General features: G+C 69.4%; 27 protein-coding genes. 13 read left to right on the top strand and 14 right to left on the bottom strand.

Annotation, left to right across the window (positions count from 1 at the left end):
- Nucleotides 1–28: 28 nt before the first annotated feature.
- Nucleotides 29–1,462, bottom strand: coding sequence for an IS1182 family transposase (locus ACSQ2B_RS13815; protein ID WP_436050645.1), 1,434 nt, complete (start codon nucleotides 1,460–1,462; stop codon nucleotides 29–31).
- 219 nt (nucleotides 1,463–1,681) lie between these two features.
- Here ACSQ2B_RS13815 and ACSQ2B_RS13810 point away from each other — a divergent pair, with 219 nt between their 5' ends.
- The 4 genes from ACSQ2B_RS13810 to ACSQ2B_RS13795 all read left to right on the top strand — a co-directional run bounded on the left by ACSQ2B_RS13810 (nucleotide 1,682) and on the right by ACSQ2B_RS13795 (nucleotide 3,624).
- A complete protein-coding gene (locus ACSQ2B_RS13810) occupies nucleotides 1,682–2,344 on the top strand; it encodes a glutathione S-transferase family protein (RefSeq protein WP_436050643.1) in 663 nt (220 codons plus the stop codon).
- Nucleotides 2,345–2,443: 99 nt separating this feature from the next.
- Nucleotides 2,444–3,004, top strand: a complete 561-nt coding sequence (locus ACSQ2B_RS13805) for a hypothetical protein (RefSeq protein ID WP_436050641.1) — start codon at nucleotides 2,444–2,446, stop codon at nucleotides 3,002–3,004.
- 110 nt (nucleotides 3,005–3,114) lie between these two features.
- Nucleotides 3,115–3,324, top strand: a complete 210-nt coding sequence (locus ACSQ2B_RS13800) for a cold-shock protein (protein ID WP_436050639.1) — start codon at nucleotides 3,115–3,117, stop codon at nucleotides 3,322–3,324.
- 141 nt (nucleotides 3,325–3,465) lie between these two features.
- Nucleotides 3,466–3,624: a hypothetical protein gene (locus tag ACSQ2B_RS13795; RefSeq protein WP_436050637.1), complete on the top strand. Its 159-nt coding sequence runs from the start codon at nucleotides 3,466–3,468 to the stop codon at nucleotides 3,622–3,624.
- A 36-nt stretch (nucleotides 3,625–3,660) separates the two neighbouring features.
- Here ACSQ2B_RS13795 and ACSQ2B_RS13790 read toward each other — a convergent pair whose 3' ends face one another.
- From ACSQ2B_RS13790 to ACSQ2B_RS13775, 4 genes are all read right to left on the bottom strand, one after another.
- On the bottom strand, nucleotides 3,661–3,819 hold the full coding sequence (locus tag ACSQ2B_RS13790; RefSeq protein WP_436050635.1) for a hypothetical protein: 159 nt from the start codon (nucleotides 3,817–3,819) through the stop codon (nucleotides 3,661–3,663).
- 62 nt (nucleotides 3,820–3,881) lie between these two features.
- Nucleotides 3,882–4,082: a hypothetical protein gene (locus ACSQ2B_RS13785; protein ID WP_436050633.1), complete on the bottom strand. Its 201-nt coding sequence runs from the start codon at nucleotides 4,080–4,082 to the stop codon at nucleotides 3,882–3,884.
- A gap of 76 nt (nucleotides 4,083–4,158) precedes the next feature.
- Nucleotides 4,159–4,995 carry a beta-1,6-N-acetylglucosaminyltransferase gene (locus ACSQ2B_RS13780; protein ID WP_436050631.1) on the bottom strand — a complete coding sequence of 279 codons (837 nt, stop codon included), beginning with the start codon at nucleotides 4,993–4,995 and terminating at the stop codon, nucleotides 4,159–4,161.
- A 142-nt stretch (nucleotides 4,996–5,137) separates the two neighbouring features.
- Entirely contained in the window at nucleotides 5,138–5,272 is a 135-nt protein-coding gene (locus tag ACSQ2B_RS13775; RefSeq protein WP_436050629.1) for a hypothetical protein, read from the bottom strand.
- Nucleotides 5,273–5,611: 339 nt separating this feature from the next.
- Here ACSQ2B_RS13775 and ACSQ2B_RS13770 point away from each other — a divergent pair, with 339 nt between their 5' ends.
- The 4 genes from ACSQ2B_RS13770 to ACSQ2B_RS13755 all read left to right on the top strand — a co-directional run bounded on the left by ACSQ2B_RS13770 (nucleotide 5,612) and on the right by ACSQ2B_RS13755 (nucleotide 12,084).
- Nucleotides 5,612–7,426 carry a hydantoinase B/oxoprolinase family protein gene (locus ACSQ2B_RS13770; RefSeq protein ID WP_436050627.1) on the top strand — a complete coding sequence of 605 codons (1,815 nt, stop codon included), beginning with the start codon at nucleotides 5,612–5,614 and terminating at the stop codon, nucleotides 7,424–7,426.
- Nucleotides 7,427–7,442: 16 nt separating this feature from the next.
- Nucleotides 7,443–9,518 carry a hydantoinase/oxoprolinase family protein gene (locus ACSQ2B_RS13765; protein ID WP_436050625.1) on the top strand — a complete coding sequence of 692 codons (2,076 nt, stop codon included), beginning with the start codon at nucleotides 7,443–7,445 and terminating at the stop codon, nucleotides 9,516–9,518.
- A 248-nt stretch (nucleotides 9,519–9,766) separates the two neighbouring features.
- Nucleotides 9,767–11,461 carry an ATP-binding protein gene (locus tag ACSQ2B_RS13760; RefSeq protein WP_436050623.1) on the top strand — a complete coding sequence of 565 codons (1,695 nt, stop codon included), beginning with the start codon at nucleotides 9,767–9,769 and terminating at the stop codon, nucleotides 11,459–11,461.
- 149 nt (nucleotides 11,462–11,610) lie between these two features.
- Nucleotides 11,611–12,084, top strand: coding sequence for an NUDIX domain-containing protein (locus ACSQ2B_RS13755; protein ID WP_436050621.1), 474 nt, complete (start codon nucleotides 11,611–11,613; stop codon nucleotides 12,082–12,084).
- Here the strand turns inward: ACSQ2B_RS13755 and ACSQ2B_RS13750 are convergent.
- The 3 genes from ACSQ2B_RS13750 to ACSQ2B_RS13740 form a co-directional block, all read right to left on the bottom strand.
- Nucleotides 12,081–12,794 carry a Crp/Fnr family transcriptional regulator gene (locus ACSQ2B_RS13750; RefSeq protein ID WP_436050619.1) on the bottom strand — a complete coding sequence of 238 codons (714 nt, stop codon included), beginning with the start codon at nucleotides 12,792–12,794 and terminating at the stop codon, nucleotides 12,081–12,083. The genes ACSQ2B_RS13755 and ACSQ2B_RS13750 overlap by 4 nt on opposite strands.
- 304 nt (nucleotides 12,795–13,098) lie before the next feature.
- Complete coding sequence (locus ACSQ2B_RS13745; protein ID WP_436050617.1) at nucleotides 13,099–13,599, bottom strand: pyridoxamine 5'-phosphate oxidase family protein; 501 nt, start codon at nucleotides 13,597–13,599, stop codon at nucleotides 13,099–13,101.
- An 88-nt stretch (nucleotides 13,600–13,687) separates the two neighbouring features.
- Nucleotides 13,688–13,990 (bottom strand): hypothetical protein, encoded by a 303-nt coding sequence (locus ACSQ2B_RS13740; protein WP_436050615.1) that lies wholly within the window; start codon nucleotides 13,988–13,990, stop codon nucleotides 13,688–13,690.
- 117 nt (nucleotides 13,991–14,107) lie between these two features.
- Between ACSQ2B_RS13740 and ACSQ2B_RS13735 the strand changes: the two genes are divergently transcribed.
- Genes ACSQ2B_RS13735 through ACSQ2B_RS13725 form a run of 3 tightly spaced genes read left to right on the top strand, consistent with a single transcriptional unit; the run spans nucleotide 14,108 to nucleotide 16,234 of the window.
- The gene (locus ACSQ2B_RS13735; RefSeq protein ID WP_436050612.1) at nucleotides 14,108–14,755 is read left to right on the top strand and encodes a DUF47 domain-containing protein; all 648 of its coding nucleotides are present in this window, start codon (nucleotides 14,108–14,110) and stop codon (nucleotides 14,753–14,755) included.
- A 13-nt stretch (nucleotides 14,756–14,768) separates the two neighbouring features.
- Nucleotides 14,769–15,785, top strand: a complete 1,017-nt coding sequence (locus tag ACSQ2B_RS13730; RefSeq protein WP_436050610.1) for an anion permease — start codon at nucleotides 14,769–14,771, stop codon at nucleotides 15,783–15,785.
- Complete coding sequence (locus ACSQ2B_RS13725) at nucleotides 15,785–16,234, top strand: NUDIX hydrolase (protein ID WP_436050608.1); 450 nt, start codon at nucleotides 15,785–15,787, stop codon at nucleotides 16,232–16,234. Before ACSQ2B_RS13730 ends, ACSQ2B_RS13725 begins: the two co-directional genes overlap by 1 nt.
- A 13-nt stretch (nucleotides 16,235–16,247) precedes the next feature.
- Here ACSQ2B_RS13725 and ACSQ2B_RS13720 read toward each other — a convergent pair whose 3' ends face one another.
- Together ACSQ2B_RS13720 and ACSQ2B_RS13715 are read right to left on the bottom strand one after the other, a co-directional pair.
- On the bottom strand, nucleotides 16,248–16,448 hold the full coding sequence (locus tag ACSQ2B_RS13720; RefSeq protein WP_436050607.1) for a hypothetical protein: 201 nt from the start codon (nucleotides 16,446–16,448) through the stop codon (nucleotides 16,248–16,250).
- 83 nt (nucleotides 16,449–16,531) lie between these two features.
- Entirely contained in the window at nucleotides 16,532–16,729 is a 198-nt protein-coding gene (locus tag ACSQ2B_RS13715; RefSeq protein WP_436050605.1) for a hypothetical protein, read from the bottom strand.
- A gap of 116 nt (nucleotides 16,730–16,845) precedes the next feature.
- Here ACSQ2B_RS13715 and ACSQ2B_RS13710 point away from each other — a divergent pair, with 116 nt between their 5' ends.
- On the top strand, nucleotides 16,846–18,516 hold the full coding sequence (locus tag ACSQ2B_RS13710; protein WP_436050603.1) for a GNAT family N-acetyltransferase: 1,671 nt from the start codon (nucleotides 16,846–16,848) through the stop codon (nucleotides 18,514–18,516).
- 144 nt (nucleotides 18,517–18,660) lie between these two features.
- On the opposite strand, the gene ACSQ2B_RS13705 is transcribed toward ACSQ2B_RS13710, so the two are convergent.
- Nucleotides 18,661–18,864 carry a hypothetical protein gene (locus ACSQ2B_RS13705; protein WP_436050601.1) on the bottom strand — a complete coding sequence of 68 codons (204 nt, stop codon included), beginning with the start codon at nucleotides 18,862–18,864 and terminating at the stop codon, nucleotides 18,661–18,663.
- Nucleotides 18,865–19,030: 166 nt separating this feature from the next.
- On the opposite strand from ACSQ2B_RS13705, the gene ACSQ2B_RS13700 reads away from it, so the two are divergent.
- A complete protein-coding gene (locus ACSQ2B_RS13700) occupies nucleotides 19,031–21,940 on the top strand; it encodes a peptidoglycan-binding protein (RefSeq protein ID WP_436050599.1) in 2,910 nt (969 codons plus the stop codon).
- 23 nt (nucleotides 21,941–21,963) lie between these two features.
- Here the strand turns inward: ACSQ2B_RS13700 and pdeM are convergent, their stop codons facing one another.
- The 3 genes from pdeM to ACSQ2B_RS13685 form a co-directional block, all read right to left on the bottom strand.
- Nucleotides 21,964–22,692 (bottom strand): ligase-associated DNA damage response endonuclease PdeM, encoded by a 729-nt coding sequence (gene pdeM, locus ACSQ2B_RS13695; RefSeq protein ID WP_436050597.1) that lies wholly within the window; start codon nucleotides 22,690–22,692, stop codon nucleotides 21,964–21,966.
- On the bottom strand, nucleotides 22,689–25,265 hold the full coding sequence (locus tag ACSQ2B_RS13690) for a ligase-associated DNA damage response DEXH box helicase (protein ID WP_436050595.1): 2,577 nt from the start codon (nucleotides 25,263–25,265) through the stop codon (nucleotides 22,689–22,691). The genes pdeM and ACSQ2B_RS13690 overlap by 4 nt, the downstream gene beginning before the upstream one ends.
- A 70-nt stretch (nucleotides 25,266–25,335) precedes the next feature.
- Nucleotides 25,336–25,755, bottom strand: coding sequence for a hypothetical protein (locus tag ACSQ2B_RS13685; protein ID WP_436050593.1), 420 nt, complete (start codon nucleotides 25,753–25,755; stop codon nucleotides 25,336–25,338).
- Nucleotides 25,756–25,762 lie beyond the last annotated feature (7 nt).

Genomic DNA, 25,762 nt, shown 5'->3' with positions numbered 1-25,762 from the left:
GCAGACGTCAATTTCTGCGGCTTGGCGATCAGGCTTGGATCACCTGCATCAGCGGTTTGACGCCGAGGATCTGGATCATTCTCTTCAGGTTGTAGGCCAGGACGTGGAGGCTCATCTCCGTTCGGACCTTTTCGAGGGTCTTGGTCAGGAAGTGAGTGCTTCCCATCCAGGATTTGAGGGTGCCGAAGGGGTGCTCGACGGTCTGCCGGCGGATGCCCATGGCGTGGGGCATGCGGTCCAGCCGGGCCTGCATCTGGTCCATGACGCCCTCATGCTTCCAGCGCTTGAGCCTCTTCAGCTTGTCCGGCGTGCATTTCGGCTTGAGCGCGCAGGTGAAGCAGGCCGTCAGGTGGCGGTAGTGGTCGATGTCGTCCTTGCGGTCCGATCGCGTCGCGCCCTTGGTCAGCTGCTGCCCCGCCGGGCAGGTGTAGTGATCGTTCTCAGGGTCGTAGACGAAGTCGTTTCGTGTGAAGACGCCGCGCTCGCTGGGCCACACGGTCTTGGGGATGCAGGGCAGGATGCCGGTTCCCTCGCAGGCCAGCACCTGCTCGCCATTGAAGTAGCCGCGATCCGCCAGGGCGGTGAGTTGCTCGCAGCCGGTCGCAGCCTGGGCCTTCAGAGCCAGGGGCTCCAGCTGGGTCCTGTCGTGACCCAGGTTAGTCACCTCGTGCGCCACGATCAGGTGGTGCTCGGCATCGACGGCGGTCTGCACGTTGTAGCCGACAACGCCCGTCCCCCGGCCGCTGGTCGCCATGGAGCGGGCGTCCGGATCGGTGAGGGATATCTGTTTGTCTGGAGCGGCCTGGACCTGCTCCTGCATCGCCTTCAAGTCCTGCATCTGGCGGCGCAGACCCGCGATCTTCTCATGGATGTGACTGGTCCTGGCTTCGGCGACGTCGCTGTCTTCGCGGTCGGCCCGGTCCAGGGCGGCGAGGTAGCGGTCGATGCTGGCGTCGACCTGCTCCATGCGCTTGGCGACCTTGGTCGCCGTGAAGTTCTTGTCGCGATTGTTGACCGCTTTGAACTTGCTGCCGTCGATCGCCACCACGGCCTTGGTGAACAGCTCCAGCCGGCGGCAAAGCTCGATGAACTGCCCGCAGGCCGCCCGGATCGCCACGCCGTTATCCCGGCGGAAATCGGCGATGGTCTTGAAGTCCGGCGCCAGCCGTCCCGTCAGCCACATCAGCTCGATGTTGCGCTGGGCTTCGCGCTCGAGCCGCCGGCTCGACTGGACGCGGTTGAGGTAGCCGTAGAGGTAGATCTTCAGCAGGGTCGAGGGGTGATAGGCAGGACGGCCCGTCGCCGCCGGCCGCACGCCGTCAAATCCAAGCGCCGCCAGGTCCAACTCATCGATGAAGGCCTCGACCACCCGGACCGGATTGTCCTCGGCCACGTAATCGTCCAGCGAAGCTGGCAACAGGAACGACTGCCGCCGATCCTCTCCCTCAACGAAACGCCCCATGACCGGCCCTCCGAAAGCCAGTCGATTCTAGCTAAGCTCGGCGCGTTTTCACACAGCCTGGACCCAACCAAGACATTCCGGGCTAGTGCGACGGCCTGCCCTCTTTGTACTCCCATAAGGGCGGCCGCTGGAGCGCGGTTCAGAATCCGATGTCGGCCGCGGACAGGCTGCCGCGTCCTTAGGTCCACGGACGCGCGAAGTGCCTGAGAGGAAATGCAGATGGGCGATCTGGTGCTGACGACTTTCGACTGGGTTCCTGAGCCGCCGAGGGGCTTTGTGCGCGACCTCCGCGTACGCTGGGCGCTGGAGGAGGCGGGGCTTGCTTATCGCGTGGCGACGACCCCGTTCGAGGGGCGCAAGGCCGTGCATTTCGCTCAGCAGCCGTTCGGACAGGTGCCGTGGCTCACAGACGGCGACATCACCGTCTTCGAGAGCGGGGCGATCCTGTTGTACCTCGGCGAGAAGAGCGCGGCGCTCATGCCCACCGATCCGCGCGGGCGGGCGGAGGCCGTGGAGTGGGTGTTCGCAGCGCTCAACTCGGTCGAGATGGCGAGCCTGCCGTGGTCGATGTTCCGGTTCATGGGCTTTCCCGGCAATGCGCCCGAGGCCGAGTTCGTGGACGGCTTCCTGAAGGCGCGGCTCGAGCGGATAGAAGCGGTGCTGGCTAGCCGCGAGTGGCTGGCGGGCGGCAGCTTCTCCGTGGCCGACCTTCTGATGGCTGACGTGCTGCGGCCGGTGGACCGGTTCGAGGGGCTTGCGGCCTATCCGGCGTGCCGGGCGTACCTGGCGCGGGTTATCGGGCGGCCAGCGTTCAAGAAGGCCCACGCTGACCAGCTGGCGGACTTCGCGGCGGCGGACGAGGCGCGTGGCGGCGGCGACTAAGCCTCCGGGCGGATGCCGGTCAGGGCGGGTGGCCGATCGGGTGGGCAGCCCGCCTGGTGGCTGTGGGAACGCAAGCTCCGGCCGCGCGTCATCCCGGCGATGCGAGTCTTCATCGACTTCGAGGCCTCGTCGCTCGGCGACGACAGCTATCCGATCGAAATTGGCTGGGTCGGCGAGGACGGATCGTGCGAGGCGCACCTGATCCGTCCGGCGCCCCAATGGATCGACTGGGATCCCACCGCTCAGGCGGTGCACGGGCTGACGCGTGAGCGGCTGCGCGCCGAGGGTGAGCCGCACGATCAGGTGGCGCGCCGCACGCTGGACGCGCTTGCGGGACACGACCTCTTCGCCAGTGCTCCCTCGTGGGATGGCAAATGGATGAGCGTCCTGCTCCGAGCGTCCGGCCTCCCCCGGCACGCCCTTCGGCTGAAGGATACGGACGAGGCGCACCGCCAGGCGGTCGCCGAGATCCTGCGCGACCGCGTTCCCGACGACCAGATCGAGGCCGTCGCCGTCCGGCTGGGCGAGCAGGCACGCCGGCAGATCGCCCTGGCGCTTCCCCGTCACCGCGCCCTGGCGGATGCTGCGGCCGAGCTGGAGGTTTGGCGGGAGGTCCGCCGCCTCGCCGAGGCGGTGGCCCGCCGCCGTCGACCGGTCTGAACGTCCGCAAGCAGGTGAGGGAGCGAAGTCAGGTTCTGGCGCTGAGCCGACCGCGTGTTTAGTGTGCAGCTGAGGCAAGACTGCGCTCGTAGAAAAAAAGAGAACGTTCAATGGCTACCGGCACCGTGAAGTGGTTCAACCCGACCAAGGGGTTCGGCTTCATCCAACCTGATGATGGCGGCGCGGACGTTTTCGTCCACATCTCGGCTGTCGAGCGCTCGAGCCTCGGCTCGATCACCGAAGGCCAGAAGCTCAGCTATGAGCTCGAACGCGACAAGCGCAGCGGCAAGATGTCGGCAGGTCAGCTCGGGCCGGCCTGACGCGTCCGCGCCAGATTTGGGCGCGAGCGGGTTTTTCAGCTCTTGGGCGCATTCCGGTCGGAAGGCGCTCAGGGGTTGATTTTCAAGACGTGGGGCCGGCCGGGCAACCGCAAGATGTCAGGCCCCGGATCATATTGCTGCGTGCGGCCGCGCCGTCGGGTGCGCAACGAATTCCAGGCGCCGCCAGATGGATTCGAGCGGCGCGATGCGAAGCGGGTTCAACCCTTGCCCGCGCCGCCGGCCGACCTCTCCGGCGACACCGTCGAACTGGTGGTCCCTGTGGAATTCTTCATTCGCTAGCAGCGAATTGGCGACCTTCCATGGTCGTGACCCAGCCTAGCTGGGCTTGATCTGCAGCATGCCGGAGTTGGGAACGAACTCCATCATCAGGAAGACGCCGATCGCCGAGACGATGATGATGATCAGGGCGACCGTGAAGTCGTGCGGGTTGTCACGGGTCCAGCGGGTGAAGAAGCGAAAGGGGCGGATGCGCATGAGCGGAGCCTAGCATCGGTGCGGCACCAATCGAAGATGCGAGCGCTGCTTGGCGCCTACAATCAGGCGGCGAGCGGCAGTTCGGCGAGCTGGCGGGCGGCGGCTGCATTGTAGGCGGCGCGGACGTCCGAACCGGCGGCGTCGCGGTCCGCGGCGAAGCCCGAGGCCACCGTCTCGCCGTCCGCGTCGACGACGCACCAGGCCCAGCCGAGATCCTTCGGCTTCAGCGAGTAGCAGAGCATGGTCTCTTCGAGCCCGGGCATGTCGTCCCTACCTGATACGGCGAAGTTCACGTTGAACCAGGTTTCTGCAACCTCGGCGCCAAGCAGGCCTTGCCTGTTAGGCGAAGGCGGCCTCGTCCGCGCGGATCAGGTCGTCGAGATGGTCCAGGACGTCGTGGTCCTCGAACTTGCGGGCGAACAGGGCGCCGCTGGCGCGGGCGGCGGCGAGGTCGTCGATCTTCAGGGTGATCGGGTGCGGCGTGTGCGGGGCGAAGGAGGAGTAGTTGAACCGCTCGCGCACCACCTCGTCCGCCAGGGGCGAATTGCCGAGGATGGTGTGGAAGATCATCTCGTCCGGGATCAGCACGGTCTTGAAGAAGGCCGCGACCCGCCTGTGTCGGGCGAGATAGTCGAGGACGTATTCGACGTGCTTGCGCGACAGGCACCAGTAGCTGCCGCCGCCGTGGGGGTGGAGCTGGTCCGGCAGCCGCCGGCGCGTGAGCGCCAGACGCCGTATCCGCCCGCGAAACACGAACCAGCGCCCATCGATGCGTTCGTAGCCGCCTGACGGGCCCCATTCCTCGATCGGGAAGGACCGCACGCGAAACTGCGAGCGGTCGCCCAGCTCGGCCAGCCGGCGCCGGACGGCGGCCTGGGGGGTCAGGGGATAGCATTGGACTGTCAGCAGCACCGCGTGGCTGGCGTCGGTCGCCAGGAACCACTTCAGGCCCTCGAGGCTGCCGGCGACATGGCCGTGGCCGGCCCAATGGCAGACATGGCGCGGCAGGAAGGTGACGTTCGGCCTGTTGCGGACGGCCGCCTCGAAGGGGGCGATGTCCGCCTTGCGGTCGATGTGGGCGCCGACGGGCGCATCCCCCAGCGCCGCGACCAGCCGCTCGAACAGGTCGGGCCGCTTGTGGCCGAGCACAATGTAGGCGGGGTGGGCCGGGCGCATGCCGGGCTAGCCTAAGCCATCGAACGGCGTTCTCAAGCTTGGCGGCGCCGGTGGGATCCGCCGGCCGTCGATGCGCCGCGAGCACAATCGCGCAGGTTCAGTCGGGCGATAGCATCCGCTCGAAGGCGGACGGCCGTCAGCTTCAGCCCGCCAGCGTGTTTCCCCACTGGAGGAGGCCGACGCTCGCCACGGCGATGCCGTGCCAGATCATCAGGCTGATCGCGGCGTTCACCGCGTGACCAACGGCGCGCGGCAGGCGGTCCCCGGTCAACAGCATTGGCGTCTCCTCGTTACCGTCGTCGTTGTTTTGACGAAGAAGATAAAAAATATAGTTAAACCTGATACCGTTCTTCCGTGAGTGCAGCGAAAAATCCAGAGAATTTTCGCTTTCTGCGCGATTTTGCCACAATTGCCAATTTTGGCGGGCGAGCCGTCCGACGGGTTCCTTGACCTTGGCCGCATCTAGGCCGTCGGCGGACGTTCGCCGACGGCTTCGCTAACTGTCGATGACGCCGCGCCATCTGCCTGGGATGGCGGCGGCCTGGTCGTATGATCAGCGGGCCAAACGCCGCCGGCCGCCGTCGTTCCATGACGAACGTCAAAGAGGACCTCCGCCATGTCATTTGAGTTGAACAGAAGACTCGCGACCAAGCGTGAGCTGCTCCCCACCTCGGCGAACGTCGACCCGGTCACCGCCGCCATCATCCGCGGCGCCATGGAGACGGTCTGCTACGAGGCGGCGACCCATCTGGGGCGCGCGGCGTCCTCGCCGATCATCAACTCGTCGAACGAGCGCAACGCCAGCATCATCGACGCCCATGGCCGCCTGGCGGCGGTGTCGATCGGCACGCCCCACCTGACCTTCGTCTCGCAACTGTCCGTCCGCTACGGGCTGCAGATGTTCAAGGCGTTCGACTGGGGCCCCGGCGACGTCTTCGTGGGCAACGACCCGGACTACGGCGGCGGCCACCTGCCGGACTACCTGGTCTATGCGCCGATCTTCGACGACGCCGGCGAGCTGATCCTGGTCCAGGTGCTGCAGGCCCACCAGGGCGACACGGGCGGCAAGGACCCCGGCGGCTTCACCCTGGAGGCCACCGACATCTTCACCGAGGGCCTGGCGATCCCCTGCCTCAAGCTCGTCCACCGCGGCGAGAAGCGGATGGACTCGATCAAGCTGCTGGAACGCAACAACCGCTTCGCCACCTTCTCGGGCGACCTGGCGGCGATGATCACCGGCGTCCAGCGCGGCGTGCGCATGCTGGAGGACATCATCCGCAAGTGGGGCTCGGAGACGGTCAAGGCGGCGGTCAACTACCAGATCGACCAGACCGAGAAGCGCGCCCGCCAGGAAGTCGCCAGGTGGGCGGACGGGGTCTACGAGGCCGACGTCTTCATCGACCACGACACTCAGGGCGTGAAGGACGTGCGGGTCCATGTGGCCTGCACGATCAAGGGCGACCAATTGACGGTGGACCTGACGGGCACCGACGACCGTCCGAACCTCGTCGGCGTGTGGAACACCTTCGGCAACAGCCGCAGCTACATCATGACCCAGATCGCGGCCTCGATCGATCCGTCGATCATCAAGAACGAGGGGCTGTTCAACGCCGTGGAGATGGTCATTCCGGAAGGGACGATCGCCCAGCCGCCGCCGAACAAGCCGGCCGCGCTCGGCTCCTTCCACCCGGCCTGCGAGATCACCGAGGCGGTTTGCGTGGCCCTGTCGCAGGTGGTGCCGGAGCGGTCCTCGCCGCAGGTCTACAAGATGGGCATGCCCAACGCCGTGGTCGGCTTCGACGAGCAGGGCCGGATGTGGATGGACCAGGGCGTGGATTCCCGCACCCATGACACCTCGGCGGTGCCGGGCATCGACGGCTGGGGCGCCTCGCCGGTCTCCCTGGGCAACCTCCTGCTGTCGCAGGCGGAGGATCTCGAGAGTCGGTTCCCGACCCTCAATCTCAGCCGCGAGATGGTCACCGACTCCGAGGGCGCGGGCCGCTGGCGCGGCCAGCCCGGCAGCCTCGCCGTGAAGAAGGTGCTCAAGCCCGTCACGGCGATGACCTGGATGGTGACCTCCCGGCATCCGTTGCGAGGAATGTGCGGCGGCGACGACGCCAGCCCCTATTCCAACCGATTCCTGGTCGGCACGCCCGACGAGCACCAGATCGAGCTGTCCGAGACCGCCCAGCTGCCGGAGGGCGCGGTCATCGCCTACCAGTACGGCGGCGGCGGCGGTTTCGAGCCGGCGTTCCTGCGCGATCCCGAGGCCGTCAAGGAAGACGTGCTCGACGAGATCGTCAGCCTGCAGCGGGCGCGCGACAAGTACGGCGTCGTGCTGAAGGGAACGCTGGAGGACTACGACCTGGAGGTCGACGTCGAGGCCACCGAAGCGCTGAGGCGCGACCTGCGCGCAGCGTCGGCCGCGTAAGTTGAGGGGCGGATCTATGAGCTATCGGGTCGGCATTGATATCGGCGGCACCTTCACGGACTTCGCCCTGCTCAAGGGGGCGGAGGTCATTCTGCACAAGAACCTCAGCACCCCCGGGGACCGGTCGTTGGGGGTGATGACGGGTCTTGAGAAGCTCGCCGACAAGGAAGCTCTGACGCTCCGCGACTTCCTCGGGCAGTGCGACGCCATCGTCCACGGCACCACCGTCGCCGACAACACCCTGATCGAGATGAACGGGGCGATCACCGGCCTGATCACGACCGAGGGGTTCCGTGACGAGCTCGAATATCGCCGCGGCTTCAAGGAGAGCATCTGGGACACCCGGCTGGAGCCGCCGAAGCAGATCGCGCCGCGTCGGCGCCGGCTGACGGTCCCGGAACGGATCCTGGCCGACGGCTCGGTCTACAAGCCGCTGGACGAGGCTGCGGTCCGCGAGGCCTGCCGCCGGCTGAAGAAGCAGAACGTCGAGTCCGTGGCGATCTCGCTGCTCTTCTCCTTCGTCAATCCCGCCCATGAGCTGCGGGTCGCCGAGATCGTCGCCGAGGAGATGCCCGGCGTGCACCTGTCGATCTCGCACCAGGTGCTGCCGCGCGGCCCTGAGTACGACCGCACCAGCACCGCGGTGGTGAACGCCTATGTCGGGCCGCGGGTGACCTCCTACCTGGAGCGGCTGGTCACCCGCCTGCAGGAGGGCGGCTACCGCAACCAGCTGATGGTCATGCAGGCCTCGGGCGGGGTGATGACCAAGGCCTACATCGACGGCTCGCCGATCCGGGTGCTCGCCTCCGGCCCGGCCGGCGGGGTGATCGGCTCGGCTCACGTCGGCGTCGCCAAGGGCTATTCGAACCTGCTGTGCGTCGACATGGGCGGCACCTCCTACGACATGTCCATGGTGCTGGACGGCGCGGCCCCGGCGGTCGCCGGCTGGAACATGCACCACCGCAACCTGGTCGGCGTGCCCATGGTGCAGGTGGAGACCCTGGGCGCCGGAGGCGGATCGATCTGCCACGTGGTCAGCGGCGAGGTGCAGGTCGGGCCGCAGTCCGCCGGCTCGACGCCCGGGCCGATCTGCTACGGCCGCGGCGGGACCCAGCCGACGATCACCGACGCCCTGCTGATGCTGGGCATCCTGTCGGCGGAGTCGGAGTTCGCCGGCGGCAGCTTCCAGCTCAGCAAGGCCGGGGTGGTCGAGGCCTTCCAGGCGATCGGCGACCAGCTGGGCTACAGCGCCGAAGACGCCGCCTTCGACTGCTGGCGGGTGGTCAACGCCAACATGAGCCAGGCGGTCCGCCGGACCACCGCGGGCAAGGGCGTCGATCCGAAGGACATGGTCATGCTCGCCTATGGCGGCAACGGCCCGGCCTTCGCCGCCATCCAGGCCGACGAGCTCGGCATCGAAAAGGTGCTGGTGCCGAAGGCTTCGCCGACCTTCTCGGCCCTCGGCGCCTTGGTGGCCAAGCCGAGCATCGACGAGGAGCGCTCGGCCATCTCGCCGGCCAACGCCGCCGACATCGAGAAGCTGAAGGCGCTGTGGAGCGAGCTCGACGCGCGCGCCGACAGATATTTCGGCGACGCCGGCTTCACCCGCGATCAGGTGACCGCCAACTACCAGATGAACATGCGCTACCCGGGGCAGAATTGGGCGATCACCTTCGACATCGCCAGCAAGACCGGGTCCCAGGACCTGTCCTTCGTCGACGAAGCCATGGGCCAGCGGGCCATCGCCCTCTTCAACGAGCGGCACATGGCCGACTTCGGCCACATCCGCGAAGACGAGATCCCGGAAATCGTCGGCGTGCGCCTGGCGACCTTCGTCGACACGCCCGCGCCGCCCGCCGGCAAGGGGTTCACCGCGCCGTCGGTCGCGGCGCCCGTCGCGAAGACCCGCCGCGCGAACCTGGGCGCGGGCTACCAGGACACCGACATCATCCGCGGCGCCGAGCTGAAGCCCGGCCACGAGGTGACGGGCCCGGCGATCATCGAGGAGACCTTCACCACCATCGTGGTCTACCCGGGCTGGAAGGCCCAGGTGGACGACTACGGCGACTACGAACTGACGCGCGTTTCGTGACGCGCCCTGGGCGCCGGCGATCCGCCTAGCCATCGGCCCGTGACCTGAGCGCAGCGCAGTGATTCTCGGCGCGCGCTCCGGGCCTTGCGCGCTCAGGGTCCAGCCCCTTCGCCAGGTCCGCGGGCGCCTAATCTGCAGGCGTTGGCGCTGGCCCTTTCGGCAATTGCCCACGAATTGCGCGACCGTGGGCCAGCTGTCTCATTTGGCAAGGAAGGCTTTACCCTCGGAGGGCCCCGTTAGGGGCTGGTATGTACGAGCGGGGCGGCTTGCAGTTCATGGCGGGGTGGTGGAGCGCGGGGCTTTCGGCCCTTCGGCGCAGGTCGCGTTTTGGGCGGGCGCAGGACCTGGCGGCGGCCGAGGCGCGCGCGGCCCTGGCGGAGGCGCGGCTCGGCGCCGTGCTGGAAGCATTTCCGGAAGGCGTGGTGCTGCTCGACCCCGAGGGCCGCTACGTCATGTGGAACCAGGCCTACGCCGACATCTATCATCGCTCCGCCGACCTCTTCGAACCTGGCCAGCGGCTGGTGGACGTGCTGCGGATCGGCGTCGAGCGGGGCGACTATCCGGACGCCGTCGGCCGCGAGGAGCAATGGCTGGCCGAGCGCGAGCGCCAGCTGCTGGAGAGCGGCGCACGGCACGAGCAGCACCTGGCCGACGGCCGCTGGCTGCTGATCGAGGACCGGCGCACGGCCGACGGCGGCATGCTCGGTCTGCGCGTCGACATCACCGACATGAAGGAACAGACCCTGGCGCTGGCCCGCGCCGTCGCCGCGGCCGAAGCCGCCAACCGGGCGAAGTCCGAGTTCCTGGCCAACGTCAGCCACGAGATCCGCACCCCGCTGCACGGAATCCTCGGCATGACCCAGGTGCTGGCCCGCGACGAGACGTTGTCGGACGACCAGCACGCCCGCATCGGCCTGATCCGCCAGTCCGGCCATCAGCTCCTGGAGCTGCTCAACGACCTTCTGGACCTCGCGAAGATCGAGGCCGGCAAGCTGACCCTGCAGGCGGTGGCCTTCCAGCCTGCGGCGATCGCCCAGGCCGCCTGCGCGCCGTTCGAGAACCTGGCGGCCGACAAGGGGCTGACGCTCGACCTGAAGCTTGCGGCGCTGGAGGGCGCGGTCTGGACAGGCGATCCGCTGCGGCTGCAGCAGGTGCTGGCGAACCTGGTCTCCAATGCGGTCAAGTTCACCGCCCACGGCCGGATCTCGGTGCGGGCGGAGCTCAACGGCGCCGGCGAGGCGGAGTTCCGGGTGGCCGACACCGGCATCGGCATTCCGCAGGAGCGGCTGGCCGAGGTGTTCGAGAAATTCGCCCAGCTGGAGAGCGCCAAGGACCGCCGCTTTGGCGGCACCGGCCTGGGGCTGGCCCTCTCGCGCGAGCTGGCCGAACTGATGGGCGGGGTGCTGGAGGCGGAAAGCGCGCCGGGCGTCGGCAGCGTCTTCAGCCTGCGCCTGCCGGTGACGCCCGCCGCGGCCCCGTCGCAGGACCTCGACGAGGCCCGCCCGACGGCGGCCGGACCGCTCGACATCCGCATTCTGGCGGCCGAGGACAACACGACCAACCAGGTGATCCTGCGCGCCTTGCTGGAGCCGCTCGGCGCCCAGCTGACCCTGGTCGGCGACGGGAGCGAGGCGATAGAGGCCTACCGGGCCGGCGGCTTCGACCTGGTGCTGATGGACATCCAGATGCCGGTGACCGACGGAGTCTCGGCGACGCGCGAGATCCGCAGCCTGGAGGCCCGCGAGGGACGGCCGCGCACGCCGATCATCGCGCTGTCGGCCAACGTCATGGCTCATCAGGTGGCGGAGTATCGCGCCGCCGGAATGGACGCCGTCGTCGGCAAGCCCTTCGAGGCGGAGGCGCTGTGGTCAGCGGTGGCCGAGCTGGTGCTTTCCGACGCGCCCGAAGCCCGGACGGAGATGGCCACGGCGATGGCCAGCTAGACGCCTTCGGGACCATCTCCGACTATCGCCGCTCGGCGGCGGCGGGTTAGATCGGCGGGACATCGATCCGGAGGCGCCATGGAATCCGCCGACCCCGCGGCCGTCCACACGGCCCAGCTCGCCGCGCCGTCCTGTCGGCTGGCGGGCGTTTGAGCCGGGAGGTCAGCGCCGGGCTGGTGGTCTGGCGGCCAGGCGTCGCCGGGCCCGAGCTCCTGCTGGCCCATCCGGGCGGTCCCTACTGGCGCGGCAAGGACCAGGCGGGGTGGTCGATCCCCAAGGGGCTGGTCGAGACGGGCGAAGATCTGCTGGCGGCGGCGCGCCGGGAGTTCGCCGAGGAGCTGGGGCTTTCCGTCGATGGACCGTTTGTCCCGCTGTCGCCGTGCAAGCTGCCGGGGGGAAAGCTGGTCCACGCCTGGCTCGTCCGGGCCGATCTCGATCTTTCGGAGCTGCGCAGCAACCTCTTCGAGATCGAATGGCCGCCGAGGTCCGGGCGGACCCAGGCCTTTCCCGAGGTCGATCAGGCGGCCTACGTTCCCGCCGAAGCCGCCCTGACCAAGATCCACCGCGGCCAGCAGCCGATCCTGATGGAGGCCTTGCGGCGGATCGCGGCGGAGCAGGATTAGCCCCGCGCGGGCAGCAGGCGCTCGTAGTTGCGGTGGATGACGCCGTAGCATTCGCAGGCCAGGGTCTCGAGCGCGCTGCGGTCGATGATGTCCACCACGCCGCGCCGATAGCGGATGACGTTCTTGCCCTGCAGGCTGCGGGCGACGGCGGTCACCGTCGTGCGCTGCACGCCCAGCATGTCGGCGAGGAACTCCTGGGTGAGGGCGATGGTGTCGCTGGAAATCCGGTCGTGGCAGGTGAGCAGCCAGCGGCAGAAGCGCGCCTCGACCGAGTGCAGGGCGTTGCAGCCCACGGACTGCATGGCGTGGCCGAACAGGGCCTCGCTGTGCCGCTCCACCAGCTCGCGCAGGCGGGCGCTCCTCGCCCAGGCGTCGTGCAGCTGGGCGGCGCTGATGCGGCTGGCGCGGAGCGGGGTCTGGACGATGGCGCGCGACATCGACTGGCGCGGCGTGACCGCGGCGTGAAGGCCCAGCGCGCCCTCCCGGCCGATGGTGGCGCTTTCGATGGCCGCGCCGTTCTCCATCAGGGTCATCAGCGAGATCACGCCGTCATGCGGGAAATAGACCGTGTCGATCCGGTCGCCCGGGTCGTACAGGAGCCGCCCGCGCTCGAGCTCCACCGCCGTCAGGTGCGGGGCCAGAAGCGCGGTGTCGTCGGCGGGCAGAGATACGAGCAGGCGGTTTTGCAACGCGATTAAGGGCCTTTGCATCGGAGAATCGAAACGTCGCCGTACGGCTTCGGTTTCAAGTTATCGATGCAGGGCCGATAAGACTGTCGAGAACTCGACATTATTTGGCGAACTTGGGCAAAATTTTTGAAAGAGTAAGAACAGGAGCAGAAGAAGCAGCTGTCTCCGTCAGCCCAAAAGAAAATTCGAGAATCCGACTTTCTATAGTTGGCTAAGGTTTACGTGGGTTCGCCGAAGGCCGGGCTGGATTTGCGGCGGCTGAACACGAAGACGGCGTCGAACAACGATCCGACGCCGCTTGGAAACCGCAATAAGCTCTCCAGGATCAGTGGAAATTCAGGTGCGTGTGGCCGCCGACCTCTGGCGTCGCGTGGGTGGCGTTGGCCTTGACGATCTCCCAGACGTAGCGCAGCGGCCCGCCTTCGGCGATCCAGACCTCGGCGTCCCGGGCCTCGAGGCAAAGCATGGTGAGGCGGGGATCGTCCTTGCCCTCGGGGTACCAGGCCGCGACGAGGGCGTTCCAATAGCGGTTCATCCGTTCACGGTCATATTCGACGCGGAGCTGGCCGCCGACGCAGGCGTAGAACTCGCGCCCGTCCTGGAAGACGAACATCGCCGGCGCGCCGTTCGCGACGGCTTCGGCGAGGTCGGTGTCCTTGTAGGTGAAGAACCACATCCGGTTGTCGGACCGCTCCAGGAAGGCGGTCATTGGCTGGAAGTGCTGCGGCTCGGCGCCGACTGGGGCCAGCATGCCGATCTGGCGCTTTTCGATCTCGTCCCACAGCCGGTGTTGAACGGCGGCGGCGTCGTGGGTGTCCGTGCTCATGGAAGGCTCCCTTTGCATGAGGTCGCCTTCTGAACACCGTCGCTGCGGCGCAGTTCCTCACGGTCGGGGGCAGGTCCTATGAAGCCGCTCAGCTCAGCCAGCGGCGCGGATAGCGCCATCCGAGCGGACGAACCTGGCCGGCCGAGAGGCCGAGCGTCGCCATCCGTGCGCGGGTCAACGGGTGCAGCGCCTGGACGGGCTCGGTTCCGTCGACCGGCCCGCTGGCCACCTCGCCGTCCCGCACCGCCTGGTCGATGGCGGTCCACTCGGCCTTGGCCCGGTCGCCATGGCCGACGCCGAAGTAGTGGCGCTGCATCGGCTGGTCGGCGGTCGCCAGCATCACGCCGATCACCCAGCCGGCCGGCGCGCTCCTGGCGTCGCTTTCACTCATGGGGCTGCTTAGCTGGCCGTCGGCGAGGTTGAAAGCGCTGCGTGGGCGTGGGCCGTTTACACGACCCGCCGGCGGCCTTAGGGCTCTGCGGAACGGTTGGGAGGCGAGGTCGTCCGTATGCTGAGGTGGTTCCAGGCGCTGATGCCGCGCGAGGAGGCCTTCTTCGATCTGTTCGAGGCTCATGCCCGGACCCTCTGCGCCGGGGCGCGGTCGCTGCGCGACCTGCTGCAGGACGGCGGCGAGGGCGTACCCGGCTATTGCGCCGACATCGCCCGCCACGAGGGGGAGGCCGACGAGGTCACGCGCGAGGTGCTGCTGGCGGTGCGTCGGACCTTCATCACCCCGTTCGACCGCGCTGATATCCGTGACCTGATCACCTCGATGGACGACGCCATCGACCAGATGCACAAGACCGCCAAGGCGATCACCCTGTTCGAGCAGCGGCGATTCGCGCCGCACATGGTGACGCTGGGCGAGGTGATCGTGAAGACCGCCGACCTCACCGCAGAGGCCATCCCGCTGCTGCGAGCGCTGCGGACCAACGCCACCCGGCTGAACGCCATCACCGAGGAGGTGACCCGGCTGGAAGAGGATTCTGACCAGCTCTACGACAAGGGCATGGCCGCGCTGTTCCACGGGCCGGCGCGGACCGACGCCATGGCCTTCATCGTCGGCTCGGAGATCTATGATCACCTGGAGAAGGTGGTCGACCGGTTCGAGGACGTGGCCAACCGGATCAGCGGTGTGCTGATCGAGCACCTCTAGGGGCTGACCTGACGTGGATTTCGCCGGTCCGGGCGCCCTGCTCGTCTTCCTGGTCGTCGTGGCGCTGGCCTTCGACTTCCTGAACGGCCTGCACGACGCGGCCAATTCAATCGCCACCATCGTCTCCACGCGGGTGCTGCCGGCGCGCTACGCCGTCATGTGGGCGGCCTTCTTCAACTTCATCGCCTTCCTGTTCTTCGGCCTGCACGTCGCCCAGACCGTCGGCAAGGGGATCATCCACACCGAGATCGTCTCCGACGCGGTGATCTTCGGCGCGCTCGGCGGGGCGATCACCTGGAACGTGGTGACCTGGCTGGCCGGCATTCCCTCGTCGTCCTCGCACGCGCTGATCGGCGGACTGCTGGGCGCGGGGATGGCCAAGGCAGGCCTGGACCCGATCGTCTGGTCGGGAGTCTTGAAGACCGTGGCCGGCATCGTGGTCTCGCCGGCGCTGGGCTTCGGCTTCGCGCTGGTGCTGGTGCTGCTCGTCTCATGGGGGTTCCGCCGGGCGGTCCCGGCGATGGCGGACTCGACCTTCCGCAAGCTGCAATTCGTCTCGGCCTCGCTCTACTCGCTGGGCCACGGCGGCAACGACGCGCAGAAGACGATGGGGATTATCGCGGTGCTGTTGTACGCCCATGGCCAATTGGGTGGTGAGTTCCACGTGCCACTCTGGGTCGTGTTGAGCTGCCAGGCGGCCATGGCGCTGGGAACGCTGGCGGGCGGCTGGCGTATCGTGCACACCATGGGTTCAAAGATCACACGTCTCTCGCCGCAGCAGGGCTTCTGCGCCGAGACGGGAGGAGCGATCACCCTGTTCCTGGCCACCCACATCGGCGTTCCGGTGTCGACGACGCACACCATCACCGGCGCGATCGTCGGCGTGGGCGCAGCGCGCCGGGTGTCGGCCGTGCGCTGGAACCTCGCCACCGGCATCGTCTGGGCCTGGGTGATCACCATGCCGATCTCGGCCGCCATGGGCGCGATCTTCTACGGCCTGGCCCGTTTCGCCGATCGGCTGGCGGGCTGATGGCGAAGAAGGGCCAGGTCCCGGCCGAGCCAGACCGGGAGCCGCGCGCCCAGTCGGCGGCGCTTCCCTGGCGGCGCAATGAGGCCGGCTTGATCGAGGTGCTGCTGATCACCTCGCGCGAGACGCGCCGCTGGGTGATTCCCAAGGGTTGGCCGATCAAGGGGCTGACCTCGCCGCAGACCGCCGCGCGCGAGGCCTTCGAGGAGGCCGGCGTCGAGGGCGAGGTGACGATGAAGAAGATCGGGATCTTCCATTACGACAAGCGGCTGCGCAGCGGCCGCATGCAGAGGGTCCGCGTCGGGGTCTATCCGCTGAAGGTCGACACCGAGCGTCAGGCGTGGCCCGAGGTGCAGCAGCGCGAGAAGCTGTGGACCACGACGCAGGCGGCGGCCGACCTCGTGCAGGAGCCGGAACTGTCGCTGATCCTGCGGACGTTCTCGCCGAAGTAGCGTCCGCCCGGCCTCAGGAACCGGCGGGCGTCGTGGTTCCGGACCTGCCTTCGGCCGACGGCTCGGCGGAGGTCTGGCGCTCTTCGAGCGCGGCGAGCCGGCGGGCCTGGCCGGCGCGCATCTTGTTGCGGACCGCGACCGCCACGCCCGCCGCCAAGGGCCATAGCAGCGCGCTCCCGATGCTGGCGAATTCGGAGGGAGTGAGATGGCGCATCCGCAGGTCGTCGTCCCAAAGGGTGTGATCCCGCCGTCCCCAGGCCCCGCCGGCGCGAGCTTGGCAACGGGAAACCGCCGGCCCTATTGCGGCAAGCTGTCGTGCTCGGGTTGGGAGAGGCTGTGTTCGTAGATCGCCGCAGCCATGCCGCGCAGCGTACGGCAGGCCGTCTGCAGCGCCGTGCCGCCGATTAGGCTGACCCCCTGGGAGGCCAGCTTGTCGAACTCGTCGGCGATCGTCGCGAAGCGCTGGTAGATCTCGAGGTCGCTGGTTCCGCTCATCGGCCGTTGAATAGCGGATTCGCCGGCGCAGTTCTCCCTCCGCGACGCCGCAGACGTGACGCCGCGGAAATCAGCTATAAGCGAAGGTTCCTGCCACGGGAGAGGCCCCCCTCCGCATGTCGTTCTGGAGAGACCTGAAGCCTGCGCTCTACGCCGCAGCGCCTTGGACGGCGGCGGTGCTGACGCTGGCGGCCGGGGTGATGCTCGTGGCGTCGGGGGCGACTCCGTCGGCGCCCTACCGCTTCATGCGGCTGTTGGCGATCACGCCCGTCTTCCTGATCGAGATCAGCCACTTCGCGTCGAGCGTCGTGGGGCTGGTGCTGGTGCTGCTGGCCTTCGGCCTGCGGGCGCGGCTCGGCGCGGCCTGGGGCGCGACCATGGCGGCGCTGCTGATCGCCGCTCCGCTGGCGCTGCTGAAGGGCTTCAACTGGGAAGAGTCCGCCGCCCTGGTGGCGCTGGCGCTGCTGCTGGCGCCGGTCCGCGGCGCCTTCCCCCGCAGCGCGCGCCTGACGCGGATGGAGATCACGCCGGGCTGGCTGTTGTCGGCCTTCTGCGCCGTCGTCGGCGCCGGCCTGCTCGGCCTGTGGTCCTTCCAGCACGCCGACTACGCCGACCAGCCCTGGTGGCGGGTGATGGCCGACGCCGATGCGGCCCGCGCGATTCGCGCCTGGGCCGGCGCGGCCCTGGTGCTGTTCGCCGTCGGCATGTGGCGGCTGTTCGTCTCGGCGGCGACCCCGCCGGTGGTGGGCGAGGCCGACCCGAAGTTCGCCCGCGTCCTCGGCATCCTGGGCAAGGCCGAGGTCGCCGAGCCGGGCTCCAACCTCGCGCTGCTGGGCGACAAGCGCTTCCTGTTCTCGAACTCCGGCGACAGCCTGCTGATGTTCGGCGTCCGCGGGCGCAGCTGGATCGCGCTCGGCGGGCCGGTGGGACGTCGCGAGGAGCGGCTGGAGCTGCTCTGGCGGTTCCGCGAACTGGCGGACAGCCACGCCGCCCGGCCGGGCGTCTACGGCCTGACCAGCGAAGACCTGCCGGACGTCGTCGAGCTCGGCTTCTCGATCCAGAAGGTGGGCGAGTCGGCCGCGGTACCGCTGGACACCTTCTCCATCGAGGGCCGCAGACGCGGCAACCTGCGCCGGGCCTGGCGCAAGGCGGCCGAAGAGGGCGCCAGCTTCGAGATCCTGCAGGATGAGGCGCTGATGCGCGTCATGCCCGAGCTGCAGGCGATCTCGGACGAATGGCTGGCGCATCACGCCGGCGGCGAGAAGGCCTTCTCGATGGGCGCCTTCCTGCCAAGCTATGTGGCGCGGTTCCCGGTGGCGGTGGTGCGCGACCAGGGCCGGCCGGTGGCCTTCGCCAACATCTGGACGACGGCGGCGCGCGGCTCGTTCTCGATGGACCTGATGCGCTACGCCGACGACGCGCCGAAGAACATCATGGACTACCTCTTCGTCGAGCTGATCGCCTGGGGCCGGGTGCAGGGCTACGAGGCCTTCGAGTTCGGCATGGCGCCGCTCGCCGGCCTCGACGACCGCCCGCTGGCCCCGATCATGTCGCGGGTCGGCAAGCTGCTCTTCGAGCGCGGCGAGGAGATCTACAACTTCCAGGGCGTTCGTCGGTACAAGGACAAATACGACCCGGTCTGGCAGCCGCGCTACGTCGCCGCGCCGCACAAATGGGCCATCCCGCTGCTGCTGGCCGACGTGGGCCTGCTGTCGTCCGGCGGCATGGCCGCGCTCGCCAAGCGGCCGAAGCGCGAGGAGCCCAAGCCGGTCCGCGAGGCGGCTTGAACAAGATCCTCCCCCTCAGGGGAGGTGGCGCGGAGCGCCGGAGGGGGCTCCACTCAGATGTGGATGAAGCCCTGGGGCAGCCTTCTGAGCGGAAGCCCCCTCAGTCCCTTCGGGACAGCTCCCCCACAGGGGGAGCATCTTGCCTCACCGCCCCGTCCGCAGGCCGAGCAGGTTCACCAGGTGAACCACCAGGACGACGGCGGCGCAGGCGGCCAGGGTCATCAGGAAGCTCCAGGGGACTAGTCTTGGGCCGCGTATGGGATCGGGCGGCCGGGCGCCCCGCCACCCGGCGAAGACCGCCAGCGCCAGGCAAGCGATTAGCAGACAAATAGTAAGCTCCAGATGCATCTGCGACGCCGTAGCGCACCCTTCTGAACGGTTGAGGTCGAGACCCGCTCTGGTTGTTGAAACATCCACAGGTCAAAGGTCGTGAACGCTACATGTGGTGTTTACGTCGCGTTTACACCCCAAGAATTCGGTGCGTAGCCTTGACGGGCAGGGGGAGATCGATTCGATGAGTGCGGGGGCGCCCTGGAGCGTTAAGGGAATAGACCCGAAGGCGCGTGAGGTCGCGAAGGACCATGCTCGTCGTTCGGGCATGACGCTGGGCGAGTGGCTCAATCGTGTCATCCTCGAGGATGAGGAAGCCGGCGGCGATCTGTCCGCGCCGGATTCCGCCCCCTATGCGGCCCCTGAGCCGCCGCCGCGCGCCTTCACCGATGCGCCGCGGCCGCGCCTCGTGGCGGAGACCCCGGCGCCGGCGTCGCGCAACAACGACGAACTGACCCGGGTCGCCCATGCGCTGGATCGCCTGACCGACCGGCTCGAAGCCTCCGAGACCCGCACCGGCCTCGCCGTCTCCAGCGTCGAGCACACCGTGCGCCAGGCGGTGGCGCGGATCGAAGCCGCCGAACGCGAAAGCCTGGCCGTGGCGACGCGCTTCGAGGGCGCCGTCGAGCTGATGGGCGGTGAACAGGCGCGGATCGGCGAACGGCTGCGCCGGTTTGAGAGCGACGCCGCGGGCCCGCGCTCCACCGAGGCGCTGCGGGCGATCGAGCAGTCCGTCGGCCGCATGGCCGGACAGCTCTACGAGGCCGAAGGGCGCACGCGCGAAAGCGTCTCGGCGCTGGAAGCCCGGCTCGAGCGGGCCGAGACGCGGATCACCGACCCGGCCAAGTTCATGGACGAGGTCGTCCAGCGGCTGGGCGAACGGCTGGCGGCCGCCGAGGGCCACACCGCCGAGGCGCTCGACACCCTGCGCCGCTCGTTCGCGGCTCTGGATTCGCGCCTGCGCACCGTCGAGGGCGGCGGCGCGGGCCAGGATCAGCGCTTCGAGGCCTTGGCCCAGGCTCTGATCCAACAGGTGGACGCCGCCCGCGTCCAGGTGTCGGAGCGGCTGAAGGCGGTCGACGGCGGCCGCGTGGACGAGAGGTTCGCCGAACTCGCCGCCGACGTGAAGGCGGCGGAGCAACGCTCGGCCCGGGCCATCCAGAAGATGGGCCATGAAGTGCTCACCATGGCCGACACGCTGAACCGTCGGCTGCAGAGCTCCGAGGATCGCAACGCCGAGGCCATCGCCCAGGTGGGCGGCGAAATGGCCCGCGTCGCCGGGGCCATGGAGGCTCGCTTCGGCCGCGCCGAACAGGCCCAGGCCCAGGCGCTCGAACGGCTGAGCACCGAGCTCGGCCGCATCACCGACAAGCTCAGCGAACGGCTGCTCCTCTCCGAGCGCCGCGCCGCCGAGGCGATCGACGACGTCGGCGAACAGGTCGGCCGCGTGACCGAGCGCATGACCCAGAGTCAGGAGCGCACGGCCCAGGATCTCGCCGACCGGATCCGCGAGAGCGAGGCGCGCACGGCTCTGCTGCTGGAGGATGCGCACAGCCGGCTCGAACAGCGGCTCGGCGAGGCGCCGCGTCCGGCGGCTGCTTCGGCGGCGCTCGAATCGTCCGTGGTCGAACCATCGGCGATCGCGCCGGCGACGGAAGCCGCCGGCGAGCCGGCGTTCGAGACGGCGCAAGCCCCGCCGGCGCCCTCCGCCGCGGCCTTCGGTCCGGAGCTGTTTTCCCGCGCCGAGGAGGCCGAGGACGACGAACTCGATCTGGTCGACGCCCTGCCGGCCACGCCGCCGCCGTTCGCCCCGTCCCGTCTGGACATGGGTCGCCCGGACATGGGTCGCTTCGAGTCGGACGAGGACTATGCGCCGATCCCCGAGCCGGAGGAGGATCTCTTCGGTCTCGACCAGCCAGAGCCGCCGGCGGACGGCGAGGTCGTGCGGTCGCTGTCCACCCGCGAGGTGATCGAGCAGGCGCGCGCCGCCGCTCGCGCCGCCGCCCCGCAGGAGAAGCCCGAGCGGCTGCAGGTGAAGGCGAAGGCCAACTGGCGCTCCAACCGCCCGGCCTTCGGGGCCAGCCTGTTCGGCATGCGTCCGCGGCGCGGACCGAGCTCGACCCTGCAGACCGCCATCCTGGTGGCCGGCGGCGCCGCCTTCCTCAGCGTCGGCGCGGCGGGCGTCGTCCTGATGCAGGGACCGTCCGATCGGCCGGCCGAAGCCGCCGCCATCGAACAGCCCGAGGCCCGCGCCGCGGTGGCGCTTGCGCCCCAGGCGCTCGGCTCGATCACGCCGGCGCTGGGCGAGGCGGATCGTGCGCGTCCGCCGGCCCAGCTCGCCGACGCCCTGCTGACCGCCTTCGCCAAGGCCGCGAAGGGCGTGGAGTCGGGCGAGCCCGGCGCCCTGGCCAAGCTCAAGGCGATCGCCGAGGCCGGCCATCCGCCGGCCCAGTTCTATCTCGGCAAGCTCTATGAGACCGGCGACCACGGGGTGAAGCAGAACTTCGCCGAGGCGCGGCGCTGGACGGAGCGCGCGGCCGAGGGCGGCGACGCCGCGGCCATGCACAACCTCGCCCTGTTCGACTTCCGCGGCGAAGGCGGGACGCAGGACCTGGCCGGCGCGGCGCGCTGGTTCCGGGCGGCGGCCGAGCAGGGGATCGTCGATTCCCAATACAATCTCGGGCTCCTCTACCAGTCCGGCAGCGGGGTCCCGCGCGATCCGGCCCAGGCCTACATCTGGTTCTCGGTCGCCGCGGCCGGCGGCGACGCCCAGGCGCGCACCAACGCCGAGACCCTGCAGGGCCAGCTCAGCGCCCAGCAACGCGCCGCCGCCGATGGGGTGGTCGCCGCCTTCACGGCGCGGACCGGCGAGGCCAGCGCCCAGGCGGCCGCCAGCCAGCCTTCGGTCTCCGTCAGCGTGGTCGCCGCCCAGCGGATCCTCGGCCGGCTCGGCTACTTCCAGGGCCCGGCGAACGGCCTGGGGTCGACGCGGCTGGCGACGGCGGTCGCCGCCTATCAGCGCGACCAGAAGCTGCCCGTGACCGGCGACCTCGACGCGCGCACGGCCCAACGGCTGGCGGTCTTCGCCCGGTGACGTCGGGCGGCCTGCGGGTCGGCTCAATCCGCCGCCAGTGAGCGCCAGCCGATGGCGTGGACGCGGTCGCGGCCGAGGGCGCCGGCGAGCAGGGGGCGGGTGAAGAGGCCGGCGAAGGCTGCGTCGCGCACGTTGAGGCCGCCGGCGTAAGCCCCAAACGCCGGCAGGATCAGGCGTTCGCCGTCGGTGGCGAAACAGCGGCGGCGGACCGCGCCGCGCGCGCTGCGCACCTTGGCCGCCGGATGCAGGTGACCGGAGACTTCGCCGGACTGAACGCCCGCGCGCGGCTCGTGACGCAGGGCGAGGCCGGACATCGTGAGCTCCGCCGCCCGCTCCCCCGGCAGGGCCCTGGGCCCGTCGGCGTCGTGGTTGCCGACCACCCAGATCAGGCGTCGGCCGCCGGCGAGGGCGGCGATCCGCGCGGCGTCCGCCGCGTCGAGCCGCTCTTCCGACGTGCGGTCGTGGAAGGTGTCGCCGAGGAAGACCAGGATCCGCGGAGCCAGGGCGGCGACCTCGGCCTCCAGCCGTCCGAGGGTCTCACGGGTGTCGTAGGGCGGCAGCATCTGGCCGCGGCGGGCATAGGACGAGCCCTTCTCCAGGTGCAGGTCGGCGACGACCAGGCAGGCCTCGGCCGCCAGCCACAGGGCGCCGGACGGCCGCAGCATCACCTCGGCGGCGGCCACGGTGGTGCGCAGCGAGCCGCAGGTCGCGACGGCGAAGTCGTAGACGAAGCTGGGAGCGACAGCGTTCACGCCAGGGCCTCTGCGATCAGGTCTTCCTCCGCCTCCGCCAGGATCATCTCGCCCGCGCCGCCCGGCGACCGCTCCTTGCCGATCTCCAGCAGGATCGGGACGGAGAAGGGCGACAGGTGGTCGAGCGGGGCGTGCCGGATCCGCCCGCGGATGCGCGTCAACATCTGCGCCAGCCGCGCCACGTCGATGAGGCCGGTCGCCGCATCGGCCCGGGCGCAGCGCAGCAGCAGGTGGTCCGGCTGGTGGCGGCGCAGGACGTCGTAGATCAGGTCGGTGGAGAAGGTGATCTGGCGGCCGGTCTTCTGCTGCTCGCCGGGAAAGCGTCGCTCGATCAGGCCGGCGATCACCGCGCAGCCCTTGAAGGCCCGCTTCATCATGAAGCTCTCCGCCAGCCAGTCCTCGAGGTCGTCACCCAGCATGTCCTGGTCGAACAGCCGGTCGAAGTCGAGGCCGTCGAGCGGCTGCAACGCCCAGACTGCGAGAGCATAGTCATTACAAACGAAGCCCAGGGGGCCGGCGCCCAGACGCTCCAGCCGGCGCGTCAGCAACATGGCGAGCGTGGTGTGGGCGAGCCGGCCCTCGAAGGGGTAGCAGACCATGAAGTTGCGCTTCCCGCGCGGGAAGGTCTCCAGCAGCATTTCGTCCGCGCCGACGATGCGGGAGCGGGCCTTCTGCATCTCCAGCCATTCGCGCACGTCGCCCGGCAGCACGGCCCAGTGGCGCTCGTCGAACATCAGCTGGCGCACCCGGCGGGCGAGGAAGGTGGACAGGGCGAACTTCGAGCCGCCCCAGGAGGGCATCTTCGGGTCCTTGTCCGCGGCCGGACTGACCAGGACGTCGAGGTTGGTCACGCCCATCAGCCGCCAGACCTGGCCGGCGAAGACGAAGGTGTCGCCGGGGTCGAGCATCTCCAGCATGCCCTCCTCGACCTCGCCGATCTTGCGCCCGACGCCGCCGCGGCGACCGGCGATGCGCACCGACAGCATGGCCGGCGAGACGATGGCGCCGACGTTGAGGCGATGGCGCTGGGCGGTCTGGGCGTTGCGCACCCGCCAGAGCCCGTCCTGACCTTTCACGATCCGGCGGAAGCGGTCGTAGGTCTTCAGCGCATAGCCGCCGGTGGAGACGAAATCGACGACCTGTTCGAAGTCCTCCCAGGCCAGGTCCCGGTAGGGGCCGCAGGCGCGGACCTCGTCGTAGAAGGCCAGGATGTCGAAGGGCTCGGAACAGGCGCAGCCCATGACGTGCTGGGCCAGGACATCCAGGGCGCCGGTGCGCGACGGCTCGCCGTCCAGCGCGTTCTCGGCGATCGCCTCGCGGGCGGCCTGGCATTCCAGCATCTCGAAGCGGTTGGCGGGCACGAAGAGGGCGCGGCTGGGCTCGTCCAGCCGGTGGTTGGCGCGGCCGATCCGCTGAACCATGCGCGAGGCGCCCTTGGGGGAGGCCAGCTGGATGACCAGGTCGACGTCGCCCCAGTCGATGCCGAGATCCAGCGTCGAGGTGCAGACAACAGCCCGCAATTCGCCGCGGGCCATGGCGGCCTCGACCTTGCGCCGCTGTTCGGCCGCCAGCGAGCCGTGGTGCAGGGCGATCGGCAGGCTGTCCTCGTTGAGCCGCCAGAGCTCCTGGAAGGCGAACTCGGCCTGAAAGCGGGTGTTGACGAAGACCAGCGCCGTGCGGGCGCGCTTGATGACCTCGTAGACCTCCTCCATGGCGTGCTGGGCGGTGTGGCCGGCCCAGGGCACCTTGCCGTCGGAGAGCAGGACCTCGACGATCGGCGGGGCGCCGGCCGGGCCGGTGACGAGGTCGACCGTCGGGAACGCCCCTTCCGTCTCGGCGCTTCGCGCCGATCCACCTCCCCCGTTGCACGGGGGAGGAGCGAGGTCCAGCTGCTCCCCCGCCTGCGGGGGAGCTGTCAGCGAAGCTGACTGAGGGGGCGCGTAGCCCATCCACCGCTTGATCACCTCCGGATCGTCCACCGTCGCCGACAGGCCGACCCGGCGCAGTTTGGGGGCGAACTGCTGCAGGCGGGCGAGGTCGAGGGCCAGCAGGTCGCCGCGCTTGGAGGCGTGGAGGGTGTGGATCTCGTCGAGGATGACGCAGTCGAGGCTCTCGAAGAACAGCCGCGCGCCCTCCCAGGCGCAGAGCAGGGCGAGCTGCTCGGGCGTGGTCAGCAGGATGTCGGGCGGCTTCACCTTCTGGCGCTGGCGGCGCGAGATCCCGGTGTCGCCGGTGCGCGATTCCGCGGTGACGTTCAGCCCCATCTCGACGATCGGGGCCGTCAGGTTGCGCTCGACGTCGACGGCCAGGGCCTTCAGCGGCGAGATGTAGAGGGTGTGCAGGCCGGGGTGAATGTTGGCGGGCGGCCGCTCGGCGAGCTGGATCAGGCTCGGCAGGAAACCTGCCAGGGTCTTGCCGCCTCCGGTGGGGGCGATGAGCAGGGTGTCGCGCCCCTCGCGGGCCTTCTCGACCATGGCCAGCTGGTGCGCGCGCGCCGCCCAGCCGCGGCGCTCGAACCAGTCGCGGAACCGGGGCGGCAGGAGGTCGGAGGCGGGACCGGCGGCGTCAGCCATCGCCTCCGCCTATAGCACGTTCCCGTTCCGTTTCCATTCGCCTCCGTCGTCGCCCGGCGGGCGATGACGACTAGCAGGCGTAGCGGCTGCGCACCTCGACCCGGCGGCGGATGTAGGGATCCCAGACCAGGCGGCTGCTCTCGCAGACCCGGTAGCCGTCGTCGTAGTAGCCGTAACCCGGATCATAGTAGCTGGAGTAGCCGTAACCTGGACCATAGTAGCTGGAGTAGCCGTAGCTGCGGCGGTAGCCGCCGTCGTAATAGCCGCGGCGGCCGGAATCGCTGGCCAGCGCGGCGCCCAGCGCCAGGCCCACGACGCCCGCGGCGATGGCGACGCCGGCGTCGTTGCCGTGGTGGCGGTGACGGTGGTCGTAGCGGTAGCCGCCGTGGTTCCAGCCCCCGTGAGGCCGAGCCGCGGCCGGCTGCGCTGTCGCGGCGACGGCGCCGCCGAACGTCAGGGCGGCGAGGGCGGCGGTCAATGTCTTACGCATGGTTCAA

Source organism: Phenylobacterium sp. LjRoot225 (genome assembly GCF_964252855.1).
In the GTDB taxonomy this organism is placed as follows: domain Bacteria; phylum Pseudomonadota; class Alphaproteobacteria; order Caulobacterales; family Caulobacteraceae; genus Phenylobacterium.
This window is presented reverse-complemented; position numbering and strand designations above follow the sequence as displayed.

What these genes read in the sequence shown, in the direction of transcription:
- ACSQ2B_RS13815 (WP_436050645.1), bottom strand. Translation starts at nt 1,462, where the DNA reads ATGGGGCGTTTCGTTGAGGGAGAGGATCGGCGGCAGTCGTTCCTGTTG.
- ACSQ2B_RS13810 (WP_436050643.1), top strand. Translation starts at nt 1,682, where the DNA reads ATGGGCGATCTGGTGCTGACGACTTTCGACTGGGTTCCTGAGCCGCCG.
- ACSQ2B_RS13805 (WP_436050641.1), top strand. Translation starts at nt 2,444, where the DNA reads ATGCGAGTCTTCATCGACTTCGAGGCCTCGTCGCTCGGCGACGACAGC.
- ACSQ2B_RS13800 (WP_436050639.1), top strand. Translation starts at nt 3,115, where the DNA reads ATGGCTACCGGCACCGTGAAGTGGTTCAACCCGACCAAGGGGTTCGGC.
- ACSQ2B_RS13790 (WP_436050635.1), bottom strand. Translation starts at nt 3,819, where the DNA reads ATGCGCATCCGCCCCTTTCGCTTCTTCACCCGCTGGACCCGTGACAAC.
- ACSQ2B_RS13785 (WP_436050633.1), bottom strand. Translation starts at nt 4,082, where the DNA reads ATGCCCGGGCTCGAAGAGACCATGCTCTGCTACTCGCTGAAGCCGAAG.
- ACSQ2B_RS13780 (WP_436050631.1), bottom strand. Translation starts at nt 4,995, where the DNA reads ATGCGCCCGGCCCACCCCGCCTACATTGTGCTCGGCCACAAGCGGCCC.
- ACSQ2B_RS13775 (WP_436050629.1), bottom strand. Translation starts at nt 5,272, where the DNA reads ATGCTGTTGACCGGGGACCGCCTGCCGCGCGCCGTTGGTCACGCGGTG.
- ACSQ2B_RS13770 (WP_436050627.1), top strand. Translation starts at nt 5,612, where the DNA reads ATGTCATTTGAGTTGAACAGAAGACTCGCGACCAAGCGTGAGCTGCTC.
- ACSQ2B_RS13765 (WP_436050625.1), top strand. Translation starts at nt 7,443, where the DNA reads ATGAGCTATCGGGTCGGCATTGATATCGGCGGCACCTTCACGGACTTC.
- ACSQ2B_RS13760 (WP_436050623.1), top strand. Translation starts at nt 9,767, where the DNA reads ATGTACGAGCGGGGCGGCTTGCAGTTCATGGCGGGGTGGTGGAGCGCG.
- ACSQ2B_RS13750 (WP_436050619.1), bottom strand. Translation starts at nt 12,794, where the DNA reads ATGCAAAGGCCCTTAATCGCGTTGCAAAACCGCCTGCTCGTATCTCTG.
- ACSQ2B_RS13745 (WP_436050617.1), bottom strand. Translation starts at nt 13,599, where the DNA reads ATGAGCACGGACACCCACGACGCCGCCGCCGTTCAACACCGGCTGTGG.
- ACSQ2B_RS13740 (WP_436050615.1), bottom strand. Translation starts at nt 13,990, where the DNA reads ATGAGTGAAAGCGACGCCAGGAGCGCGCCGGCCGGCTGGGTGATCGGC.
- ACSQ2B_RS13735 (WP_436050612.1), top strand. Translation starts at nt 14,108, where the DNA reads ATGCTGAGGTGGTTCCAGGCGCTGATGCCGCGCGAGGAGGCCTTCTTC.
- ACSQ2B_RS13725 (WP_436050608.1), top strand. Translation starts at nt 15,785, where the DNA reads ATGGCGAAGAAGGGCCAGGTCCCGGCCGAGCCAGACCGGGAGCCGCGC.
- ACSQ2B_RS13720 (WP_436050607.1), bottom strand. Translation starts at nt 16,448, where the DNA reads ATGCGCCATCTCACTCCCTCCGAATTCGCCAGCATCGGGAGCGCGCTG.
- ACSQ2B_RS13715 (WP_436050605.1), bottom strand. Translation starts at nt 16,729, where the DNA reads ATGAGCGGAACCAGCGACCTCGAGATCTACCAGCGCTTCGCGACGATC.
- ACSQ2B_RS13710 (WP_436050603.1), top strand. Translation starts at nt 16,846, where the DNA reads ATGTCGTTCTGGAGAGACCTGAAGCCTGCGCTCTACGCCGCAGCGCCT.
- ACSQ2B_RS13705 (WP_436050601.1), bottom strand. Translation starts at nt 18,864, where the DNA reads ATGCATCTGGAGCTTACTATTTGTCTGCTAATCGCTTGCCTGGCGCTG.
- ACSQ2B_RS13700 (WP_436050599.1), top strand. Translation starts at nt 19,031, where the DNA reads ATGAGTGCGGGGGCGCCCTGGAGCGTTAAGGGAATAGACCCGAAGGCG.
- ACSQ2B_RS13690 (WP_436050595.1), bottom strand. Translation starts at nt 25,265, where the DNA reads ATGGCTGACGCCGCCGGTCCCGCCTCCGACCTCCTGCCGCCCCGGTTC.
- ACSQ2B_RS13685 (WP_436050593.1), bottom strand. Translation starts at nt 25,755, where the DNA reads ATGCGTAAGACATTGACCGCCGCCCTCGCCGCCCTGACGTTCGGCGGC.